The sequence below is a fragment of the Microvirga sp. 3-52 genome (assembly GCF_018383585.1).
Classification (GTDB): Bacteria; Pseudomonadota; Alphaproteobacteria; order Rhizobiales; family Beijerinckiaceae; genus Microvirga.
Map to the genome: position 1 here is coordinate 53,586 of NZ_JAHAMK010000002.1, position 20,555 is coordinate 74,140.

22 protein-coding genes and 1 tRNA gene are annotated in these 20,555 nt (G+C 63.9%); 1 reads left to right on the forward strand and 22 read right to left on the reverse strand.

Translation table 11 applies throughout. The annotated features are described in order from the left end of the window. Position 1 precedes the first annotated feature (1 nt). The 13 genes from nuoF to KHP60_RS02275 form a co-directional block, all read right to left on the reverse strand. Entirely contained in the window at positions 2-1,303 is a 1,302-nt protein-coding gene (gene nuoF, locus KHP60_RS02215) for an NADH-quinone oxidoreductase subunit NuoF (RefSeq protein WP_213561942.1), read from the reverse strand. A gap of 14 nt (positions 1,304-1,317) precedes the next feature. Beyond that, positions 1,318-2,376, reverse strand: a complete 1,059-nt coding sequence (nuoE, locus tag KHP60_RS02220; protein WP_213561943.1) for an NADH-quinone oxidoreductase subunit NuoE — start codon at positions 2,374-2,376, stop codon at positions 1,318-1,320. A 115-nt stretch (positions 2,377-2,491) separates the two neighbouring features. After that, entirely contained in the window at positions 2,492-3,682 is a 1,191-nt protein-coding gene (locus KHP60_RS02225; protein ID WP_213561944.1) for an NADH-quinone oxidoreductase subunit D, read from the reverse strand. Between the two features lie 20 nt (positions 3,683-3,702). Next, entirely contained in the window at positions 3,703-4,305 is a 603-nt protein-coding gene (locus KHP60_RS02230) for an NADH-quinone oxidoreductase subunit C (protein WP_213561945.1), read from the reverse strand. A 14-nt stretch (positions 4,306-4,319) separates the two neighbouring features. After that, the gene (locus KHP60_RS02235; RefSeq protein WP_213561946.1) at positions 4,320-4,904 is read right to left on the reverse strand and encodes an NADH-quinone oxidoreductase subunit B family protein; all 585 of its coding nucleotides are present in this window, start codon (positions 4,902-4,904) and stop codon (positions 4,320-4,322) included. Next, positions 4,895-5,260, reverse strand: coding sequence for an NADH-quinone oxidoreductase subunit A (locus KHP60_RS02240; RefSeq protein ID WP_036351452.1), 366 nt, complete (start codon positions 5,258-5,260; stop codon positions 4,895-4,897). The genes KHP60_RS02235 and KHP60_RS02240 overlap by 10 nt, the downstream gene beginning before the upstream one ends. Before the next feature lie 482 nt (positions 5,261-5,742). Beyond that, positions 5,743-5,819, reverse strand: a tRNA-Asp gene (locus KHP60_RS02245). A gap of 157 nt (positions 5,820-5,976) precedes the next feature. Beyond that, complete coding sequence (locus KHP60_RS02250) at positions 5,977-6,480, reverse strand: MerR family transcriptional regulator (protein WP_213561947.1); 504 nt, start codon at positions 6,478-6,480, stop codon at positions 5,977-5,979. Positions 6,481-6,502: 22 nt separating this feature from the next. Continuing rightward, positions 6,503-6,814 (reverse strand): integration host factor subunit alpha, encoded by a 312-nt coding sequence (locus KHP60_RS02255; RefSeq protein ID WP_152709275.1) that lies wholly within the window; start codon positions 6,812-6,814, stop codon positions 6,503-6,505. A gap of 124 nt (positions 6,815-6,938) precedes the next feature. Further along, positions 6,939-7,916, reverse strand: coding sequence for a beta-ketoacyl-ACP synthase III (locus tag KHP60_RS02260; RefSeq protein ID WP_213561948.1), 978 nt, complete (start codon positions 7,914-7,916; stop codon positions 6,939-6,941). Between the two features lie 12 nt (positions 7,917-7,928). Continuing rightward, complete coding sequence (gene plsX / locus KHP60_RS02265) at positions 7,929-8,963, reverse strand: phosphate acyltransferase PlsX (RefSeq protein ID WP_213561949.1); 1,035 nt, start codon at positions 8,961-8,963, stop codon at positions 7,929-7,931. Positions 8,964-9,106: 143 nt separating this feature from the next. After that, positions 9,107-9,622 (reverse strand): DUF177 domain-containing protein, encoded by a 516-nt coding sequence (locus tag KHP60_RS02270; protein ID WP_213561950.1) that lies wholly within the window; start codon positions 9,620-9,622, stop codon positions 9,107-9,109. A 12-nt stretch (positions 9,623-9,634) separates the two neighbouring features. Continuing rightward, on the reverse strand, positions 9,635-10,165 hold the full coding sequence (locus KHP60_RS02275) for a ubiquinol-cytochrome C chaperone family protein (RefSeq protein WP_213561951.1): 531 nt from the start codon (positions 10,163-10,165) through the stop codon (positions 9,635-9,637). A gap of 102 nt (positions 10,166-10,267) precedes the next feature. On the opposite strand from KHP60_RS02275, the gene KHP60_RS02280 reads away from it, so the two are divergent. Then, a complete protein-coding gene (locus KHP60_RS02280) occupies positions 10,268-10,720 on the forward strand; it encodes an outer membrane protein assembly factor BamE (RefSeq protein ID WP_213561952.1) in 453 nt (150 codons plus the stop codon). Between the two features lie 124 nt (positions 10,721-10,844). On the opposite strand, the gene KHP60_RS02285 is transcribed toward KHP60_RS02280, so the two are convergent. The 9 genes from KHP60_RS02285 to glyA form a co-directional block, all read right to left on the reverse strand. Continuing rightward, on the reverse strand, positions 10,845-12,971 hold the full coding sequence (locus KHP60_RS02285) for a sodium-translocating pyrophosphatase (RefSeq protein WP_213562163.1): 2,127 nt from the start codon (positions 12,969-12,971) through the stop codon (positions 10,845-10,847). A 156-nt stretch (positions 12,972-13,127) separates the two neighbouring features. Further along, positions 13,128-14,357: an MFS transporter gene (locus tag KHP60_RS02290; RefSeq protein WP_213561953.1), complete on the reverse strand. Its 1,230-nt coding sequence runs from the start codon at positions 14,355-14,357 to the stop codon at positions 13,128-13,130. Continuing rightward, on the reverse strand, positions 14,332-15,318 hold the full coding sequence (thiL, locus tag KHP60_RS02295; RefSeq protein WP_213561954.1) for a thiamine-phosphate kinase: 987 nt from the start codon (positions 15,316-15,318) through the stop codon (positions 14,332-14,334). The genes KHP60_RS02290 and thiL overlap by 26 nt, the downstream gene beginning before the upstream one ends. 242 nt (positions 15,319-15,560) lie before the next feature. Next, positions 15,561-16,043 (reverse strand): transcription antitermination factor NusB, encoded by a 483-nt coding sequence (nusB, locus tag KHP60_RS02300; protein WP_213561955.1) that lies wholly within the window; start codon positions 16,041-16,043, stop codon positions 15,561-15,563. A gap of 2 nt (positions 16,044-16,045) precedes the next feature. Further along, entirely contained in the window at positions 16,046-16,537 is a 492-nt protein-coding gene (gene ribH, locus KHP60_RS02305) for a 6,7-dimethyl-8-ribityllumazine synthase (RefSeq protein ID WP_213561956.1), read from the reverse strand. A gap of 177 nt (positions 16,538-16,714) precedes the next feature. Next, positions 16,715-17,350, reverse strand: a complete 636-nt coding sequence (locus tag KHP60_RS02310) for a riboflavin synthase (protein WP_213561957.1) — start codon at positions 17,348-17,350, stop codon at positions 16,715-16,717. Continuing rightward, positions 17,350-18,429 carry a bifunctional diaminohydroxyphosphoribosylaminopyrimidine deaminase/5-amino-6-(5-phosphoribosylamino)uracil reductase RibD gene (gene ribD / locus KHP60_RS02315; RefSeq protein ID WP_249688444.1) on the reverse strand — a complete coding sequence of 360 codons (1,080 nt, stop codon included), beginning with the start codon at positions 18,427-18,429 and terminating at the stop codon, positions 17,350-17,352. Before ribD ends, KHP60_RS02310 begins: the two co-directional genes overlap by 1 nt. A gap of 56 nt (positions 18,430-18,485) precedes the next feature. Continuing rightward, positions 18,486-18,995: a transcriptional regulator NrdR gene (nrdR, locus tag KHP60_RS02320; RefSeq protein WP_152709242.1), complete on the reverse strand. Its 510-nt coding sequence runs from the start codon at positions 18,993-18,995 to the stop codon at positions 18,486-18,488. A gap of 216 nt (positions 18,996-19,211) precedes the next feature. Continuing rightward, positions 19,212-20,516, reverse strand: coding sequence for a serine hydroxymethyltransferase (gene glyA, locus KHP60_RS02325; protein ID WP_213561959.1), 1,305 nt, complete (start codon positions 20,514-20,516; stop codon positions 19,212-19,214). Positions 20,517-20,555 lie beyond the last annotated feature (39 nt).

Here is a 20,555-nt window from a genome sequence, read left to right on the forward strand (position 1 = left end):
CTCACTCCGCCGCAATCAGGACGGATTCGGAATGCGGGTTAGCCGCGTAGTCGTCGATCCGCTTCTCAATCTCATGACGGAAGTGGCGGATCAGACCCTGAACCGGCCAAGCCGCCGCGTCGCCGAGCGCGCAGATGGTGTGGCCTTCGATCTGGGTCGAAACTTCGAGCAGCATGTCGATCTCGCGTTTCTGGGCGCGGCCTTCGGCCATGCGGGTCAGCACGCGCCACATCCAGCCCGTGCCCTCACGGCAAGGCGTGCACTGGCCACAGCTCTCATGCTTGTAGAAGTACGAGATGCGGGCAATCGCGCGAACGATGTCGGTGGACTTGTCCATGACGATCACGGCGGCAGTGCCGAGACCGGACTTGAGATTCCGCAGGGTGTCGAAATCCATGTAGGCATCGGCGATCTGCTCGGCCGGAACAATCGGCACAGACGAACCGCCGGGGATGACGCCGAGCAGGTTGTCCCAGCCGCCGCGGATACCACCACAATGGCGGTCGATCAGTTCCCGGAAAGTGAGGCCCATAGCCTCTTCCACATTGCAGGGCTTGTTCACGTGGCCCGACACGCAGAAGAGCTTGGTGCCGACGTTGTTCGGACGGCCGATGCTGGAGAACCAGGACGCCCCGCGGCGCAGGATCGTGCCGGCAACGGCAATCGACTCGACGTTGTTCACGGTGGTCGGGCAGCCATAGAGGCCCATATTGGCCGGGAACGGCGGCTTCAGACGCGGCATGCCCTTCTTGCCTTCCATGCTCTCGATGAGAGCCGTCTCTTCACCGCAGATATAGGCGCCTGCGCCGTGGTGGACGTAGAGGTCGAAGGGATAGCCGTGGATGTTGTCCTTGCCGATGAGCTTGGCCTCATAAGCTTCGTCCACCGCCCGCTGAAGCGCGTAGCGCTCGGCCACGTACTCGCCGCGGATGTAGATGTAGGCTGCGTGAGCCCCCATGGCGAACGACGCGATGAGGCAGCCCTCGACGAGAAGATGCGGATCGTTCCGCATGATTTCGCGGTCTTTACAGGTGCCGGGTTCCGACTCGTCCGCATTCACGACCAGAAAGTGCGGACGGCCGTCCGACTGCTTGGGCATGAAGGACCATTTCAGGCCCGTGGGGAAGCCTGCGCCGCCTCGGCCGCGCAGGCCCGACGCCTTCATCTCGTTGACGATCCAGTCGCGGCCCTGCTCGAGCAGGAACTTCGTCCCGTCCCAGGCACCGCGCATCTTCGCGGCCTTGAGGTCCGGCGAATGGAAGCCGTAGAGGTTGGTGAAGATACGATCTTTGTCCTGAAGCATTCCCGATCACTCCATCAGGACGACTTGTTGTCTTTGTCGACGACCACGCCCGGCTTGCTCTCGCTGCCGTCACGACGGGTCTCGGCTTGCGAAGGCGGTGTGCCGGCAACCGGTGTCGTCGGGTTGGCAGGTGTGGCTTCGCCTTCCTTCGTTGGCGTCGCCACGTAGGATTTGCCGCTCTGTGGAGCAGGTCTCGGCTCGGCTTCCGTATGCGATTGACCCTTGGTGGCCGTCGACGGATCGGCAGCCTCCTTGCGATCGGCCGGATTGATCGGCGTCTCGCCTTCCTTGGCGCGCTTGGCCGGGGTGTCGGCAGCATCGCTCTCGATGGCGCGCCCGGCTCCAGGCTTTGCAGCCCTGGCCTCCTGCGGAACACTGGCCATGGCAGCGGCGGTCTCTCCAGTCTCGGCGACTTTCGCCTGCTCCTCGAAGCGTTTCCGCCAAGCACCCACCACCGAACCGTCGTACAAGGCAGGATCCTGAAGAGTGTTGACGGCCTCGAAGGGCTCGGACCGATTACGGCCAATCTGGGATCCGGCCTTCACGGGACGACCGCTGGCAAGGTCGTCGAGCAGCTTCTCGAAGTTCTCGGTCGTCAGATCCTCGTAATAGTCGTCGTTGATCTGGACCATCGGCGCATTGGAGCAGGCGCCCAGACACTCCACCTCGAGCCAGGAGAAGGTTCCGTCCGCCGTCACATGGTTTTGGTCACCGATGCGGCGCTCCAGGACCTTCTTGATATCGCCCGCGCCTCGCAGCACGCAGGGCGTGGTGCCGCAGAACTGGATGAAATATTTTCCGACCGGTTCAAGGTTGAACATCGTGTAGAAGGTCGCCACCTCCATCACGCGGATCACCGGCATCTCAAGCCTGGCCGCAACCGCCTCGATGGCCTTGCGCGGCAGCCAGCCGCCGGCCTGCTCCTGAGCCTTGCCCAGAAGAGCGATCACAGCTGAAGCCTGTCGACCAGGCGGATACTTGGCGATTTCCTTGTCCGCGAAAGCCTCGGTCTCGGGAGAGAGAACGAAGTTCTCGGGCTGCATGTCTTCAGGCGCGAGCTTACGAACGGCCATACACTCTTCTCCTCATCGCCATGGCCGGGCATGAGGCCCGGCCACTCGCGACTTGAACTTTTCCAACACGCCTCAAGGTGCGTGGATATCCGCCCCGGAACCGGGGCAGCTCTTGTTAGCGGTCGACCTCGCCAAACACGATGTCGAGGGAACCCAGAACGCCTGCCACGTCGGCCAGCATGTGGCCGCGGCACATGAAATCCATGCCCTGGAGGTGGGCGAAGCCCGGGGCGCGGATCCTGCAGCGATAAGCCTTGTTGGTGCCGTCCGACACGAGATAGACGCCGAACTCGCCCTTCGGGGCCTCCACGGCCGCATAGACCTCGCCCGCGGGAACGTGGAAGCCTTCCGTGTAGAGCTTAAAGTGGTGGATCAGCGCTTCCATGGAGCGCTTCATGTCCTTGCGCGATGGCGGGGCAACCTTGCCGTCGAGCGTCGTCACCGGTCCTTGCCCGTCCGGCGCCCGCAGCTTGCTCAGGCACTGGCGCATGATACGTACGCTTTGGCGCATCTCCTCCATGCGGATCACCTGGCGATCGTAGTTGTCGCCATTCTTTCCGACGGGGATGTCGAACTCCATCTCCTCGTAGCACTCGTAAGGCTGGGACTTGCGCAGGTCCCAGGCCACGCCGCAACTGCGGACGATCGGACCTGAGAAGCCCCAGGCGAAGCAATCGTCCAGTGTGATCGTGCCGATGTCGACGTTGCGCTGCTTGAAGATGCGGTTGCCGATCACGAGGGTGTCGAGATCGTCGAGAACCTGAAGGAACGGATCGCAGAAGGCCTCGATATCGTCGATCAGCTCCGGCTGGATGTCCATGTTCACGCCGCCGGGGCGGAAGTAATTGGCGTGCATCCGCGAGCCGGAAATCCGCTCGTAGAAGATCATCAGCTTCTCGCGCTCCTCGAAACCCCAGAGAGGCGGAGTAAGCGCGCCGACGTCCATGGCCTGCGTCGTCACGTTGAGGAGATGCGACAGCAGGCGCCCGATCTCCGAGAACAGGACACGGATCAGCTGTGCACGACGCGGCACCTCGATCCCCAGGAGCTTCTCGATCGCCATGCAATAGGCGTGCTCCTGGTTCATGGGCGCCACGTAGTCAAGCCGGTCGAAATAGGGATTGGCCTGAACGTAGGTCTTGTACTCGATCAGCTTCTCGGTACCGCGGTGGAGCAGGCCGATATGCGGATCGACGCGCTCGACCACTTCGCCGTCCAGCTCCAGCACGAGACGCAGAACGCCGTGCGCAGCCGGGTGCTGCGGACCGAAGTTGATCGTGAAGTTACGGATATTATGCTCACCCATGGGTCGCCCTCTCCGCTCCTTTATGCCTTGGCCTTCTCGTCGCCGGGCAGCACGTAATCCGTGCCTTCCCAGGGAGAGAGGAAGTCGAAGTTGCGGAATTCCTGATTGAGCTTCACCGGCTCGTAGACAACGCGGCCCTGACCATCGTCGTAGCGGACTTCGACATAGCCGGTCATCGGGAAGTCCTTGCGCAGAGGGTGCCCCTCGAAGCCGTAATCGGTGAGAATCCGGCGCAGGTCCGGGTGCCCCGTGAACAGGATGCCGTAGAGGTCATAGGCCTCCCGCTCATACCAGTTCGCGGCGGGCCAAATGCCTACGAGCGACGGAACCGGGGTGACCTCGTCCGTCTCCACCTTCACGCGGATGCGCCGGTTATGGTGTGGCGCAAGGAAGTGATAAACCACGTCGAAGCGCTTCTCGCGGGCCGGATAGTCCGCGCCGCAAATGTCGATGAAGCAGACGAACCGGCACTGCGGGTCGTCCCGCAGGAAGGTTGCCACCCGCACGATTTCCTCACGGTGGGCGACAATCGTCAGCTCGCCGAAGGCAATGGCCCGGTCCTCGACCGCTTCGCCGAGGGACGAGGCGATATGATCGCTCAGGGCTTGGAGCTCAGCACTCATGCAACGACCTTTGCTCAGCGCTCGATGGTACCAGTACGACGAATCTTCTTCTGGAGGAGAAGGACTCCATAGAGAAGGGCCTCAGCCGTCGGCGGGCAGCCCGGTACATAGATGTCGACCGGCACGATCCGGTCGCAGCCACGAACCACGGAATAGGAATAATGATAATAGCCGCCGCCATTGGCGCAGGATCCCATCGAGATGACATAGCGCGGCTCCGGCATCTGGTCATAGACCTTGCGGAGGGCGGGAGCCATCTTGTTGGTGAGCGTACCGGCCACGATCATCACGTCCGACTGACGCGGCGAGGCGCGTGGCGCGAAGCCGAAGCGCTCGGCATCGTACCGCGGCATGGACATCTGCATCATCTCGACGGCACAGCAGGCGAGGCCGAAGGTCATCCACATGAGCGAACCGGTGCGCGCCCAGGTGATGAGGTCCTCGGTCGAGGTAACGAGAAAGCCCTTGTCGGACAGTTCCTCGTTGATGGAGACGAAATAAGGGTCCGTCGAACCGACCGGCTTACCGGTATTCGGGTCGACGATGCCGCGAGGGGCAGGAGCGACCAGGGTCGACTGGGTCTCGGAGATCAATCCCATTCAAGGGCCCCCTTCTTCCACTCGTAAATGAATCCGACCGTCAGGACACCAAGGAAGATCATCATGGAGATGAAGCCAAACCAGCCCAGATTCCCGAACGTGATGGCCCAGGGAAACAGGAATGCCACTTCCAGGTCGAAAATGATGAAAAGGATTGCGACGAGATAGAACCGCACGTCGAACTTCATGCGGGCGTCATCGAACGCGTTGAAGCCGCACTCGTAGGCGGACAGCTTCTCGGTGTCAGGACGGCTGTAGGCGACGATGAACGGCGCCACGAGCAGCGCCACCCCGATCAGGAGCGAGACGCCGATGAAGATTACGAGAGGCAGGTAGTCGGCGAGGAGATTCGTCATACGACACCTAGAAGGAACTGATTCCGGCTCGAAGCCGGCAATCTGAAACGCATTTAAGCCCCAGAAAGGCCCGATAAAAGCCCCTGCGACAACACGCTGATTGCGCGGGAGGCTTAGCTGAGTTCCCCTTCCCTGACAAGTGTTTGCACTGCCGCAAAAAGAACCATTCCAAACTAGGACGTCACCTTTTCGGCAGCTTTAGCCGCCCGGCGTTTGGCTGCCGCTTCAGCCTGGCATCGTCCTCGTTCCGAATCTCGTCGAACTTCTTCCGGGTCAGGTGTTCGATACCAATAGGCACGTTCTGGGGCGCCGCACGTGCCGGATCAGCCCCTGGAACTCGGCTGAACGCATGAAGCTGTGGGGAGAATGCGCCTGCAGGGAAAAAGTGCCCGACGTCGAACCGCTCCGCGGACAGGTTCGTTCAATCCGATCCCGAGACGCCAACCTCAGGCGTGTACAGATTTGACGCTTTCGGGGGAAAGTGGCGCGGGCGACGGGGCTCGAACCCGCGACCTCCGGCGTGACAGGCCGGCACTCTAACCGACTGAGCTACGCCCGCGCATCGGACCGCCAAAGCGGTGTGGGTGGGGTTTAAGGGCCCCCCTACCCCCTGTCAAGAGTCCAATGCATCCATTTTCGAAAGCTTGCAGGAAACCTGCATCGCCTGCATAGGAAAGGGGCCCGGAAGGTGGCCCGAGCATGGGCTCCTTGCCATTTCATTCACCTGGCGAAGCCTCACCTGGGCCCTTCAAAGACGCGAGCACCCGGTCGCATTCGTACAGCTCGTCGAGGACAGCCTGGAGCCCGCGACGTGCGTCCGGAGACAAACCCTGCAGAAGAGGAACACAGGCCGGGGCCTCTTCCTCGTAGAGGTGACTTCCATCAGGAAGCTCGAGCTCCTCGACGCCTGCTTGCTCCACCTCAGGGTGAAGCGTCGTGACGCTCTGCTCCCCGCGCCCGATGCCCTGAACGAAGCGAACCCCTTCCTCTTTCAGGATCCGCTGAACGCCCTTGATCGTGTAGCCTTCCCCATAGAGGAGATGGCGGATGCCCTTGAGCAGGTCTACGTCGTCAGGGCGGTAGTAGCGCCGCCCGCCGCCCCGCTTGAGCGGCTTGATATGATTGAATCGGGTTTCCCAGAAGCGCAGCACATGCTGAGGGACATCGAGGTCTTCAGCGACCTCGCTGATCGTGCGGAATGCGTCGGGGCTCTTGTCCATGACGCCGCTCGCCATAGCCGGATCAATCCTCGCCTTCGAAGGTCTCACCGTTGATATGCGCCTTCAAGACGTTTGAAGGCTTGAACACCATGACCCGTCGGGGATCGATGGGAACCTCAACCCCGGTCTTGGGATTGCGGCCGACACGCTCTCCCTTGCTGCGCACGATGAACGAGCCGAAAGACGAGAGCTTCACGGTCTCGCCGGCGGCCAAGCTGTCACAGATTTCGCCCAGGACCCGCTCCACCAGTTCAGCCGATTCGGTCCTCGAGAGACCCACCTTCTGATAGACGGCCTCGCTCAGATCCGCTCTCGTTATCGTCTTGCCAGCCATTGAGCTCCCCAGCGCGAATGAGTTCGTTGGTCTTGTCGTCCCGGACGACGCTATGCAGATGGCTCCCTACGGTCAACCGCCAAGGTAGAAATACCGGAAACAACCCGAGTCGAAGGCCTCGAGGCTACCAGCGGATCAGGGCGCTTCCCCAGGTAAAGCCACCACCGATGGCCTCGATCATGACCAGATCACCGTCCTTGATCCGCCCATCCTTTCGGGCGGCGTCCAAGGCGAGGGGAATCGAAGCAGCCGAGGTATTGCCGTGCTTGTTGACGGTGATGACAACCTTCTCCGGCGCGATGCCGAGCTTATCCGCACTCGCCGTGATGATACGCTTGTTGGCCTGGTGCGGCACGAACCACTTCAGCTCCTCGGCGCTGGTACCGGTCGCCTTGAAGGCATCCTGCACCACATCTGCCACCATGCCGACGGCGAATTTGAAGACCTCGCGGCCCTCCATTTTCAGAACGCCGGTCGTTTTGGTCGAGCCGGGGCCGCCATCGACATAAAGTTTGTCCCGATAGCGCCCGTCGGAACGGAGGTGGGACGTCAGGACCCCACGGTCGCCGGACGTGCCCTCCCCCTCCTGGGCCTCGAGGACGATGGCCCCTGCTCCGTCGCCGAACAGAACGCAGGTGGTGCGGTCATTCCAGTCGAGGATGCGGGAAAAGGTCTCTGCACCGATCACCAGAGCACGCTTGTGTGAGCCGGACTGCAGGAATTTGTCCGCCGTCGCCACGGCATAGACGAAGCCCGTGCAGACGGCCTGAAGATCGAAGGCCGCCCCATGCGTCATGCCGATCCCGGTCTGAATCATCGTGGCCGTCGATGGGAACGTATAATCGGGCGTCGAGGTGGCGCAGATGACCAGATCGATGTCGTCGGCCGTGAGCCCGGCGTCCGCCAGGGCCGCTTCCGCTGCCTTGATCCCGAGAACGGACGTGGTTTCGTCATCGTCGGCGATGTGGCGCTCCTCGATGCCGGTCCGCTGCACGATCCACTCGTGCGAGGTTTCCACGAACTTCTCGAGGTCCTGGTTTGTCAGCTTGCGCCTCGGCAGATAGGAGCCGATGCCGCGTACGACGGAACGGGTGCGTTTCAAGATGCGCCTTCCTCAGGCCGTTTGGCCCACCGGATCATGATCCAACATGCTCCGGATCGTGTTCATCAATTCAAAGTGCGCCATGTCGTAAGCGACGTCGATGGCGCTCGCGAAGCCGAGATCGTCCGTGCCGCCATGGCTTTTGACGACCACACCTTCGAGGCCCAGGAAGACGCCGCCGTTGACCTTGCGCGGGTCCATCTTGTCCCGGAGAGCGTTAAAGGCCTGTTTCGCGAACAGGTAGCCGATTTTAGCCATCAAGGTGCGGCTCATGGCCGAGCGCAGGTACTGGGCGATCTGCTTGGCCGTTCCCTCCGCAGTCTTCAGGGCGATGTTGCCCGTGAAGCCCTCGGTCACGACGACGTCGACGGTGCCCTTGCCGAGATCGTCGCCTTCCACGAAGCCGCGATAATCCAGGTGCGGAAGGTTCGACTCCTTCAGGATCCGGCTGGCTTCCTTGACCGCTTCAATCCCCTTGATCTCCTCCGTGCCGACATTGAGCAGCCCCACGGTCGGGCGATCCAGGTCGAACACGATGCGCGCCATGGCAGCGCCCATGATTGCCATATCCACCAAATGTCCTGCATCAGCGCCGATGGTCGCACCGACATCGAGCACGATGCTCTCGCCCCTCATGGTCGGCCACATGCATGCGATCGCCGGGCGCTCGATATGCGCCATCGTCTTGAGGCAGACCTTGGCGGTCGCCATCAGGGCCCCGGTGTTGCCGGCTGAGACGGCAGCATCCGCTTCTCCATCACGGACGGCCTGGACGGCCCGCCACATGGAGGATTTGCCCCGCCCCATCCGGATGGCCTGGCTGGGCTTCTCGTCCATGGCGATGGCGACGTCCGTATGGCGCAGCTCGGTGGCGCCCTTCAGCCTGGGGTGAGCGTTCAGGAGAGGCGAAACAACCGTTTCATTGCCGAACATCAGGAAGCGGAGATCGGGATGACGCTCCAAGGCCAAGGCTGCGCCCGGGATCACGATGGACGGACCGTGGTCGCCCCCCATCGCATCAAGCGAAATACGCACCGGCTTCGGCATGAACGATTGTTCTTTCTTTTTAAGTCATTCAACAGGGGGCGGAAAATAGCGGTTTGCGCTCCCGCCGCAACTGAATTCTGGAGTCCCGGGATCAGGCAGACATTGGCTGGAGATATGCCGTAAGGACCGGTTGCGCCAGCCCCCTACTTGCTCCCCTTCAGCTTGTTCAAGGCTGCGAAGGGCGAATCCTTCTCGTCCGAAGGATCCCGATAGTTGAAGTCGACTCCAGGCTTGCGCGGATAGGGATCGAGGCCAAGGGCGAGAAATTCGGCTGTGAGCGCGCCTAGGTCGATTTGACCGTTCACGATCTCATCCGGCGGCTCATATTCATGGATCTCGGTCGGTGGCTCCGCCGGCATGCCTGAGGGCTCCGCGAAATCCACCTCGACCTCTTCCTCGATGATGGAATCGAAGGGATCGAGGGTCGTCACGCAAATCTGGGTGATCGAGGCCTTGACCACCCCTGTCACATGGATGCCCTTGGCGGAGGCGCTCAATTGGTAGTCGCCGGAAAGCGCCTGGATCCTCGGCAAGCCGAAGTCGTGGGCCAGGGCAGCGCATTCCTCGGCCGTTGCCTCCACATGGACGTCCTGCCCACGGGGCGGGATCTTCATGACGTCGACGAGCCGCGACAAAGGTCCCACGGTTTCGGGTGTCATCAGATTGCCTCCTTAAGCAAAGGTCTCAGGCCCAGGGAAAACGGGCCCTGTTCCTAGAATGGTGTCCAGATTCAGCGTCTTGAATCCCCGATCGGCTGCGAGAGCATAACGCGCTAGGGAGGTGGCCGGTGCCTCTCTGCCGTAGACATTGCGGCCGAGAGCCAGCGCCAGACCGGCCTCGTCGCCACCGTTGAGCGGGGCATCATAGGCATGGGCTCGCCCATAAAAGGATTCGGCAACCTTCTTCATGCGCTTCGGAACGACCGTGTCGCCGACGCCCATTTCCCTCAAAGAGGCATCCATGTCCTGAAAGAATGCGTCGGTCAGGTCCTTGGCCACCTCATAGGCGGGATCCGGGAGTTCACGCAGAGCACGCAGGGCCAGAACCATGTGCAGCGACAGGGCCTCGAACCGCCCTTCCAGGGTGTCGGGAATGCCAAGTACCGCATAGAGACCAGGCGTGCGCGATGCAGTCGCGATCCTCTCGTAGAGGGTCGCAATGGTGGTTCGCCGGGGATCCTTGCGGAAGAGACTGAAGATCACGGCTCTGCCCTTCCAAGCTTGTCAAAATCGTAGCCTCGGGTTACGCCATCACCATCCGTAGGCGCAAGCTTATCCGCGCCGCATTTCTGGAAGAACCGTACGATGCGTCGATATCATACTCTTTTGGTGCGCCTGGCTACTGCAACCGTTCTCGCCTCGTCCGTTGCCGCCTGCACGGTGGGCGAGGAATTCCAACGCGGCTACGTCGCGGACGAGCGCGCCATCGCTCAGGTGAAGAAGGGCATGAGCGCCGATCAGGTTCTCCAGACCCTCGGAACACCTTCGACCGTGTCCACCGTCGGCAATCGCAACTGGTACTACATCAGTCAGAAATCCCGCCGCACGCTGCAGTTCATGGGCGAGCAGGTGGTGGACCAGCAGGTCACCGCCGTCTATTTCGACCAGGGCCTGCGTGTCGAGCGCGTCGCTCTTTACGGCCTCCAGGACGGCAAGGTCTTCGATTTCATCAGTCGCACCACCCCGGCCGGCGGCGAAGAGGCCAGCTTCCTCGGCCAGATCTTCAAGGGCGTGACCAGCTTCAACCCGTTCAGCTGACCCGACATCGGCACGAGAATACAGAATGGCCGGGCCTTGTCCCGGCCATTTCATTTCTGATGCCTGCAAAAGAAGACCCCGCGGCTCTCGCCGCGGGGTCTCATGCTTTTTGGCAATACCGTCCCTACGAGTGGGCGAGGATCGCGAGGAGCAGGAGCGCGATGATGTTCGTGATCTTGATCGCCGGGTTCACGGCAGGGCCCGCCGTATCCTTGTAGGGGTCGCCGACGGTGTCGCCCGTGACGGAGGCCTTGTGAGCGTCTGAGCCCTTGTGATGGGTCGTGCCCGAGGCATCGGTGAAGCCGTCCTCGAAGGACTTCTTGGCATTATCCCAGGCGCCGCCGCCCGAAGTCATCGAAATCGCGACGAACAAGCCCGTCACGATCACGCCGAGCAGCATGGCGCCCACGGCCGAGAAGGCCTCTGATTTGCCTGCCACCCAGTAGACCACGAAGTAGGTCACGATCGGTGCCAGCACCGGCAGGAGCGAAGGCACGATCATTTCCTTGATCGCCGCGCGAGTGAGCATGTCGACCGCACGCCCGTAATCCGGACGGTCGGTGCCGGCCATGATGCCCGGCTTCTCGCGGAACTGACGACGCACTTCCTCCACCACCGCTCCTGCCGCCCGGCCCACCGCCGTCATGGCGATGCCGCCGAAAAGGAACGGGATGAGACCGCCGAACAGGAGGCCGACCACGACGTAGGGATTGGTCAGGGAGAAGTTCGGCGCCACGCCCTGGAAGTACGGGTACTGCGCCGCATTCTGAGTGAAATAGTTCAGATCAGACGTATAGGCCGCGAACAGCACCAGGGCGCCGAGGCCTGCGGAGCCGATAGCATAGCCCTTGGTCACCGCCTTCGTGGTGTTGCCGACTGCGTCGAGAGCGTCCGTCGACTTGCGGACCTCCTTCGGGAGACCGGCCATTTCGGCAATGCCGCCGGCATTGTCGGTCACCGGGCCGAAGGCATCCAGGGCGACGATCATGCCCGCGAGAGCCAACATGGCCGTCACGGCGATCGCGATCCCGAAGAGGCCCGCGAATTTAAAGGCTATGATGATGCCCGCGATGATGACGATGGTCGGCAGCGCCGTGGATTCGAGCGAAACCGCAAGACCCTGGATCACATTCGTGCCATGGCCTGTCACCGAGGACTGGGCGATGGACCGCACCGGACGGAAGCCGACGCCGGTGTAGTACTCGGTAATGACCACGATGAGCGCCGTGACACCCAGACCGACCATCGCGCACCAGAACAGGGCCTGTCCGGTGAAGTCCGCCCCGGGGACCGGGCCGAAGCCGATCATCTGCCAAGTGACCGCGGCAATGGCCGCCGCCGACAGAACCCCGGTCACGATGAGCCCCTTGTAGAGCGCACCCATGATGGACTCGTTCTGCCCGAGCTTCACGAAGAAGCTGCCGATGATCGAGGTGACGATGCAGGCGGCCCCGATGGCGAGCGGGTACATCAGCATGGTGTCGAGGGTCGCCTGGCCGGCGAAGAAGATGGCGGCGAGGACCATGGTGGCGACCACGGTCACCGCGTAGGTCTCGAACAGGTCGGCCGCCATGCCGGCACAGTCGCCGACATTGTCGCCCACGTTGTCGGCGATGGTGGCGGGATTGCGCGGGTCGTCTTCCGGAATGCCGGCCTCGACCTTGCCCACGAGATCGCCGCCCACGTCGGCACCCTTGGTGAAGATGCCGCCGCCAAGGCGGGCGAAGATCGAGATCAGCGAGGCACCGAAGCCGAGGGCCACGAGGCTGTCGATGACCACGCGGTCGGACGGAGCCAAGCCCGCAATGCGTGTGAGGTAGCCGTAATAGATTGCGACGCCGAGAAGGGCAAGGCCCGCCACCAGCATCCCGGTCACGGCACCGGACTTGAAGGCAACGTCGAGGCCGGCGCCCAGGGATTGGGTTGCAGCTTGGGCCGTACGAACATTGGCCCGAACCGACACATTCATCCCGATGAAGCCTGCCGTACCGGAAAGGATGGCACCGATGGCGAAACCGATGGCAACGCGAATACCCAGAAAATAGGCAAGGATGACGAACAGGACGACGCCGACGATCGCGATCGTGAGATATTGCCTTCGGAGATAGGCTTTCGCGCCTTCGGCAATCGCACCAGCGATTTCCTGCATACGCTGGGAACCGGCGTCCCGCTTCATCACGTCGCTAATGGCCCAGAAGCCATAGGCAATCGAAAGAAGGCCGCCCAAGATAATTAGGGTAAGTGCCATCATGCCATCCTTGTTATGGGAAAGCAGAAAGCCACTCATCAAGGCCTGTCTCTTGGCCTTGATCGGCCCCTACCCCCAGCGAACGTTATAGTTGGTGGCAAAAAACTAGGCCGTTCGCAAGAATCCTGCCAGCACAACCCACAGGAACGCCTTAATACTTTAAGCGGGTGCGATAGCCTTCGTCCTCTGCAGCCAAGCTAGCAGAACTAGAGCGACGACGACGGGTGGGAAGACCAGCCAGTTGACGCTCTCCCAGCCGCCGGCACTCAGGAGCTTACCCGACGAGAAGGAGGCAACGGCCACCGAGCCGAAGATGAGGAAGTCGTTGGCCGCCTGGACCTTGGCGCGTTCCTCCGGACGGTAGCAGTCGGTCACCAGGGCGGTCGCGCCGATGAAGCCGAAGTTCCAGCCGATCCCGAGAAGGATGAGCGTTGCCCAGAAATGCGCGATGCCGATGCCGGACAGGCCGATGACGGCCGAAAGGGCGATCAGCAGGAGGCCTGCAGCCGTCACCCTGCCCTTGCCGAATCGGGCGATCAGCCGACCGGTGAAGAAGCTCGGCCCGAACATGGCCAGGATATGCCACTGAATACCCAGTGCGGCAGCACCGACCGAATGACCGCAGCCGATCATGGCGAGGGGGGCGGCAGTCATCATGAAGGTCATGAGGCTGTAAGATACGAGCCCGGTCACCGCGGCCACGATGAACCGGGGCTGACGTACGATCTCGATCAGCGGCCGTCCGGCCGCTTTCGTCGACGCAACGCTGACCGGAGCCGGCCGCAGGAACGACACGACGATCATCGACAGGAAGGCCAGCGTCGCCTGCCCCAGGAAGGCCCCGGCAAAGGGCGCCGCCTGGATGGCATCACGGGTCCAGATCACGGTCTGGGGGCCGACGACGCCGGCCACCAGTCCGCCGGTCATGACCCAGGAGATCGCCCTGGCCTTGAAGGCATCGGAAGCGGAATCCGTTGCGGCGAAACGATAACTCTGGTTGAAGGAGCCGTAGCTGCCGATGATCAGAGTGCCCAGGCAGAACAGAGTGAAACTGAACGAGGCGATGCCGTAGGCGGCGAGGCAACCGCCCGCGAGGCCGATCCCGGCTCCGATGATGTAGCCGATCCGCCGCCCTGCCTTGCGCATGAGCATGGCGGCCGGGATGGTGCCGAGCGCCAGGCCGAGATTGAGCAGGCTGACGGGGAGCGTCGCCAGTTCCTTGTCCCATGCAAGCGCCTGTCCCACGAGTCCGCCGAGCGACACCACGATGGCCGGACTCGAGCCGCCGAGCGCCATGGCGATGGCCAGAACGACGGCGTTGTGCTTGGCAATGGCGTCGCTGGAAGGGGCTTGGAAGGAGGTGTCAGAAATGCTGGTAGGAACCGACATCGTAGCGTCTTTCGAGACCATTGATCCGAAAGACCGGCAGGTCATGTCCTGAGACGACTCGGCCGATGACGGACAGGGTGATCCCGACCCTATCGGCCTCTTTCCGGAAACTGTCGAGATTCTTTTCAGGGACAGTGCAGAGGATCTCGTAGTCGTCCCCGCCGGTCAGGGCGAGGTCGACCAGGTCCGGCGAGGCCCAAACCGCCTTCGCGGCGGCACCGGAAAGGGGCACCTGGTCGGTTTCGACGACAGCGCCGACGCCGCTGGCCCGCATCATCTTGGCGAGATCCCCGGCGAGGCCGTCCGAAACGTCCATGGCGGCGCTGGCATGGCGGCGCAGAGCTGCCGCGAGGCGATGGCGCGGCCGCGGGTGGAGATAGCGGTCGGCGAGATGCCCTTGTTCCTCGCGCGACAGGCCGTCGGCCCAGGCGGGGGCGGTGCGCAGCTTCAGGCCCAGGGCCGCGTCGCCGATCGTGCCGGTGACGCAGACGACGTCGCCGGGTTTTGCGGTCGTGCGCAGAACCATCCGGCCCGCCGGAACCTGCCCGACTGCGGTGACGGACAGGGTCAACGGACCCCTCGCCTTCACCGTGTCGCCGCCGAGGAGCGGGCAGGAGAATTCGCGGGACGCCTCCCCCAGGCCGGCGGCGAACTCGGCGAGCCAGTTCTCGGTCCAGTCGTCGGGCAGGGCGAGGCTCAGGAGGAAGCCTGCAGGATCGGCGCCCTTGGCGGCGAGATCCGAGACATTCACGCCGAGCGCTTTGCGGGCAATGGACCCGGGCGCATCCTCGGGCAGAAAGTGGACGTGCTCCACCAGCGCATCGACGGTGAGGACGAGATCGTGGCCTGGCCTGGGGCTGAGACGGGCGGCGTCGTCCTTCAGGCCAAGGGCGCCCTCACCCGCGATGGGGGCGAAGAACCGGGCGATCAGGCTGTCCTCCGAAGGTCGTTGCACGCTCATGGACAGACGCGACTCCTTCCCTCCCCATAGTGAGGAGGACGTCAGGGTGGGGTGCGGACGAGGCATTCTCTCGCATCACGACCGGGCTTGTCCCGGCCAACCCGGTGCGGAAGAGTGCGGCGCCTCGCTTCATCGGGATCACCGGCGCAAGGCCGGTAATGACATGGGAAGGAAGGGCGCTCTCGTTTCCCATCGAGGGCAGCGCCCCGCTTTGCGCCCCATATCCCGGTGTCCGGCCGCGTTCAGCGCTTGCCTTGGCCGGCGGCCTTCTTCTCGAGCTCGCCGGGGCGCACGTCGCGGGTGACCTTGTCGAGCACCGCGTTCACGAGGCCCGGCTCGTCCTCGCCATAGAAGCCGTGGGTCACGTCCACGTATTCCGTGATGACCACGCGGGCCGGCACGTCCTTGCGGAATATCAGCTCATAACCGCCCGCACGCAGGATGGCGCGCAGCACCGCCTCCACGCGCTTCAGCGGCCAGTCGGAGGCAAGCGCATTGTCGATCTTCACGTCGATCTCGCGCTGGTTCTTGACCACCCCGGAAAGAATGTCGCGGAAGAACACGTTGTCCGAGGGCTGGAATTCGATGCCCTCGACCTCACGGCCGATCCAGAAGGCCTCGAACTCGGCGAGCGCGTCGAGCACGGTCTTGCCGGACACGTCCATCTGGTAAAGAGCCTGGACGGCAGCGAGGCGAGCGGCCGAGCGCTCTGCTGGCTTCGTCATGATCAGGCCTCCCCGAGTTGGCGCTTGATGCGCAGGACGGCGAGAGCCGCGTCCACCGCTCCACCACCCTTATTCAATTCATTCACGCTCGCGCGGGTCCAGGCCTGCTTGTCATTCTCGACGGTGAGAATGCCGTTGGCCAGCGGAATGCGGCGCTCCACGGAGAGATCCATCAGGGCACGGGCGCTTTCGCCGGCCACGATGTCGTAATGCCCGGTCTCGCCGCGGATGACGCAGCCCAGCGCCACGACGGCGTCGTAAGGCCGGCTGGCCTTCTCGGCGGCATCGAGCGCGATCGCGATGGTGGCGGGGATTTCGAGGGCGCCGTCGAGGGTCAGCACGTCCATGGTGGCCTGCGCCGCCTCGACCGCGTCTCTCGCGCCGCGCAAGAGCTCGTCGGCGATGTCGTCGTAGAACCGGGCCTCGACGACCAGGATCCTGGCGCCGGGAACCGGCGGACGGGGGCTTTTCGGCTTATCGGAAGGCGCGACCATAAGAAATCCGTTCAGAATTCTGACAGTCTCTCTGCCCTCATCCTGAGGAGCAGCGAAGCTGCGTCTCGAAGGAGGATCCAGGGAGCACTGGAGACGCCCTGATCCTTCGAGACGGCGCTGACGCGCCTCCTCAGGATGAGGGCTGTGTATTGGATACGGGAAACGTTAGGCGTTCACCTACTCCGCTCGGCGCGCATCCGCAAGCCGCGCGGCGTAGCGCGCCATAAGATCGACTTCGAGGTTGAGCTTGTCGCCCACCTGCCGGTCGCCCCAGGTGGTGACGCTCAGGGTGTGGGGGATGATCAGGACCGAAAACATGTCGTCGTTCACGGAGTTCACCGTGAGCGACGTGCCGTCGAGGCACACGGAGCCCTTTTCCGCGATGAACGCGGCCAGCGCATGCGGCGCCTTGATGCTGAAGCGCGCCGTCGGGCCCCAGGGATCGTCGCCGCCGGTGATGCCCTCCTTGGCCACGATGGTGGCGACCCCGTCCACGTGGCCGGTCACGATGTGGCCGCCGAGTTCGTCGCCGATCTTCAGGGAGCGCTCCAGATTGACCCGGGTGCCGGGCTTCCAGTCGCCCACGGTGGTGCGGTCCAGGGTTTCGGCGGCGGCATCCACGTCGAACCAGCAGCCGCCCTCGCGGGGGCCGACGGCCACGACCGTGAGGCATGGCCCGCCGCAGGCGATGGAGGCGCCGAGCGCGATCGTCGCGGGGTCATAGGACGAATGAATGCGCAAGCGCTTCAGGGTTCCTTGAGCCCCCTCGGCCGCTGCAATCTCACCGACATCGGTGACGATACCCGTAAACATCAGGGTCTCTCCCAAAACATGAAAAGATCGGGGCCGACCTGCTCCTCGGCCCGGCAATCGAGAAGGTCCATCCGGTCCTGGAGCGACGGGCCGAGGGCGGGCACATCGCCCTGCCCCCTGGCCGAGCGGCCGGTGATCAGAACCAGTTCGTCGACGAGGTCGGCTTCGGCCAGCGCGTCCGCCAGAGCGGGACCGCCTTCGCTGAACACACGCGTGAGGCCGCGCGTGCCGAGGAGCTGCAGGGCTTCCGGCAGCAGGACGCGGCCGGTTTCATCGGCCGAGACCCGCAGCACCTCGACACCTTGCGCCGTCAGCGCTTTCTCCGCCGCGACCGGAGCCGCGACGGTGGTGACGATCCAGGTCGGAATATCGCCCGCACCGGCGACCACGCGAGCGGTCGGAGGCGTCCTCAGATTCGAATCCACGACGATGCGGACCGGCGAGCGGGCCTCGAGACCCGGCAGGCGGACGTTCAGCAGCGGATCGTCGGCGAGAACGGTGCCGACCCCGACCATGATGGCATCCGCGTGGGCGCGCATGAGGTGGACTTTCGCGTTGGCGACCTCGCCCGTGAGCATCAGGCGCGGGCCCCGGCGCGAACCGGCGAAGCCTTCGGTGCTCCGCGCGAGCTTCATCGTGACCGCAGGCCGCCCCTTCGTGACGCGGGTGATATGCCCGATATGGGCGCGGCGCGCATTCCTCGCGAGGCAGCCGACCGTCACGTCGATCCCGGCCTCCCGCAGCCGCGCATGGCCGAGCCCGGTAACGCGCGGATCCGGATCCTCGAGAGCCGAGACCACCCGTGCCACGCCGGCCTCGACCACCGCGTCGGCGCAGGGCGAGGTCCTGCCGTGATGTGAGCAGGGTTCGAGGGAGACGTAGAGGGTCGCGCCCTTCGCGCGCGTCCCTGCGGCCGCCAGGGCCACGCGCTCCGCATGGGGCCGGCCGCCCGGCTGCGTCGCGCCCTGAGCGAGGATCACGGGGGCATCGCCGCTCTCGTCCACGACCACCGAGCCGACGGACGGATTGGGCCAGGTCAGGCCGAGATGGCGCTCGCCGAGAGCGATCGCCAAGCGCATGAAGCGCTGATCCCGCGCGCTTCTCTCAGATGACTGCCCCTTGGCGCCGGCGGCGTTCATTGCTCGGTCTGTACGCGCTTCTTCTTCGGTGGGGGCGGCAGGTCCTCGTCTCCCTCGCCTTCGGCCAGCTTGCCGAGAATCTCCTCGAAGTCCTTGGCCTCGCGGAAGTTCTTGTACACGGAGGCGAAGCGCACATAGGCCACGTCGTCCAGGCCCTTCAGCCCCTCCATGACGAGTTCGCCCACGGTCTCGCTCGGCACCTCGCCGTCGCTCATGCTCTCGAGCTGGCGCACGATGCCGTTGATCATCCGTTCCACCCGCTCGGGATCGACCGGACGCTTGCGGAGCGCAACCTCCACCGATTGCTGCAGCTTGTCCCGGTCGAACGGCACCCGCCGGCCGGAACGCTTCAGGACCGTCAGCTCACGCAGCTGCACGCGCTCGAAGGTCGTGAACCGGCCGCCGCAATCCGGGCAGATGCGGCGGCGGCGGATGGACGAGGAATCGTCCGTGGGGCGGGAATCCTTCACCTGGGTGTCCAGGCTCCCGCAATAGGGACAGCGCATCAGCCTTCTACCCGAAGATCCAGATCAACATTTTTCCAGGCCGCACATATCCGGAACGCGATGGCGGCCATCTGAGAACAACCACGAGCCGTCATGGCCGGGCCTGTCCCGGCCATCCCGATCGGAAGAGCGCCGAACCTCGGACAATCGTCATCACCGGCCCAAGGCCCTTGATGACGAAGGTGCTGAATATCCGGCCACACTCCAACCCCTCGATCAACCGTAGATCGGGAACCGGCGGGTCAGCTCGTGAACGCGCTGCTTGACCGATTCCTCGACCGAGGCATTGGCCTCCTCCCCGTGCTGGGCGAGGCCGTCCAGGGTCTCGACGATCAATTCGCCCACCTTCTTGAACTCGGCCACGCCGAAGCCGCGCGAGGTGGCGGCGGGCGTGCCGAGGCGGATGCCGGAGGTGATCATCGGCTTCTCGGGATCGAAGGGCACGCCGTTCTTGTTGCAGGTGATGTGGGCGCGGCCGAGCGCGGCCTCGGCCGCCTTGCCGGTGAGCTTCTTCGGGCGCAGGTCCACCAGCATCAGGTGGTTGTCCGTGCCGCCGGCCACGATGGCATAGCCGCCGGCCAGCATGGTGTCGGCCAGCACCTTGGCGTTGTCCACGACCGAGCGGGCGTAGAGCTTGAACTCGGGACGCAGGGCCTCGCTGAAAGCGACGGCCTTCGCGGCGATCACGTGCATGAGCGGTCCGCCCTGGAGTCCGGGGAAGATCGCGGAATTGACCTTCTTGGCGATGTCCTCGTCGTTGGTGAGGATCATGCCGCCGCGCGGGCCGCGCAGGGTCTTGTGGGTGGTGGTGGTGACCACGTGGGCGTGCGGAAACGGCGACGGATGGGCGCCGCCGGCCACGAGGCCCGCGAAATGCGCGATGTCGACCATGAAGAAGGCCCCGACCTCGTCGGCGATCTCGCGGAAGCGGGCGAAGTCCCAGAAGCGGGAATAGGCCGAGCCGCCGGCGACGATCACCTTGGGCTTGTGGGCGCGGGCGAGTTCTGCGACCTCGTCCATGTCGATGATCTGGTCGCTCTCGCGCACCTTGTAGCTCACCACGTTGAACCACTTGCCGGACATGTTGACCGGGGAGCCGTGGGTCAGGTGGCCGCCGCACGCGAGGTCCAGGCCCATGAAGGTGTCGCCCGGCTTCATCAGGGCCATGAACACGGCCTGGTTGGCCTGGGAGCCGGAATTGGCCTGCACGTTGGCGAATCGGCAGTCGAACAGGCGCTTGGCGCGCTCGATGGCCAGTTCCTCGGCCATGTCGACGAACTGGCAGCCGCCGTAGTAGCGGCGGCCCGGATAGCCCTCCGCGTACTTGTTGGTCATCACCGACCCCTGGGCTTCCAGGACGGCCCGGGAGACGATGTTCTCCGACGCGATCAGCTCGATCTCGTCGCGCTGGCGGCCGAGCTCGAGCCCGATGGCGCGGGCGATCTCGGGATCGCTGTCGGCGAGGCTCGCCGAGAAAAAGCTGTTGGACAGATGCTTTTGTGCCGCTTCACTCGCGCTCATGGGTCACCTCGTTGTCCTGGGAGCCCGGCTGGAACCGGC

Coding starts and splice junctions, on each gene's coding strand:
- KHP60_RS02255 (WP_152709275.1), bottom strand. CDS start 6,814: ATGGCTGGCAAGACGATAACGAGAGCGGATCTGAGCGAGGCCGTCTAT.
- nuoF (WP_213561942.1), bottom strand. CDS start 1,303: ATGCTTCAGGACAAAGATCGTATCTTCACCAACCTCTACGGCTTCCAT.
- KHP60_RS02280 (WP_213561952.1), top strand. CDS start 10,268: ATGCGTCGATATCATACTCTTTTGGTGCGCCTGGCTACTGCAACCGTT.
- ribH (WP_213561956.1), bottom strand. CDS start 16,537: ATGGTCGCGCCTTCCGATAAGCCGAAAAGCCCCCGTCCGCCGGTTCCC.
- KHP60_RS02285 (WP_213562163.1), bottom strand. CDS start 12,971: ATGATGGCACTTACCCTAATTATCTTGGGCGGCCTTCTTTCGATTGCC.
- KHP60_RS02240 (WP_036351452.1), bottom strand. CDS start 5,260: ATGACGAATCTCCTCGCCGACTACCTGCCTCTCGTAATCTTCATCGGC.
- thiL (WP_213561954.1), bottom strand. CDS start 15,318: ATGAGCGTGCAACGACCTTCGGAGGACAGCCTGATCGCCCGGTTCTTC.
- KHP60_RS02230 (WP_213561945.1), bottom strand. CDS start 4,305: ATGAGTGCTGAGCTCCAAGCCCTGAGCGATCATATCGCCTCGTCCCTC.
- glyA (WP_213561959.1), bottom strand. CDS start 20,516: ATGAGCGCGAGTGAAGCGGCACAAAAGCATCTGTCCAACAGCTTTTTC.
- KHP60_RS02290 (WP_213561953.1), bottom strand. CDS start 14,357: ATGTCGGTTCCTACCAGCATTTCTGACACCTCCTTCCAAGCCCCTTCC.
- KHP60_RS02225 (WP_213561944.1), bottom strand. CDS start 3,682: ATGGGTGAGCATAATATCCGTAACTTCACGATCAACTTCGGTCCGCAG.
- nuoE (WP_213561943.1), bottom strand. CDS start 2,376: ATGGCCGTTCGTAAGCTCGCGCCTGAAGACATGCAGCCCGAGAACTTC.
- KHP60_RS02235 (WP_213561946.1), bottom strand. CDS start 4,904: ATGGGATTGATCTCCGAGACCCAGTCGACCCTGGTCGCTCCTGCCCCT.
- nusB (WP_213561955.1), bottom strand. CDS start 16,043: ATGACGAAGCCAGCAGAGCGCTCGGCCGCTCGCCTCGCTGCCGTCCAG.
- KHP60_RS02250 (WP_213561947.1), bottom strand. CDS start 6,480: ATGGACAAGAGCCCCGACGCATTCCGCACGATCAGCGAGGTCGCTGAA.
- KHP60_RS02310 (WP_213561957.1), bottom strand. CDS start 17,350: ATGTTTACGGGTATCGTCACCGATGTCGGTGAGATTGCAGCGGCCGAG.
- ribD (WP_249688444.1), bottom strand. CDS start 18,429: ATGCGCTTGGCGATCGCTCTCGGCGAGCGCCATCTCGGCCTGACCTGG.
- KHP60_RS02270 (WP_213561950.1), bottom strand. CDS start 9,622: ATGACACCCGAAACCGTGGGACCTTTGTCGCGGCTCGTCGACGTCATG.
- plsX (WP_213561949.1), bottom strand. CDS start 8,963: ATGCCGAAGCCGGTGCGTATTTCGCTTGATGCGATGGGGGGCGACCAC.
- nrdR (WP_152709242.1), bottom strand. CDS start 18,995: ATGCGCTGTCCCTATTGCGGGAGCCTGGACACCCAGGTGAAGGATTCC.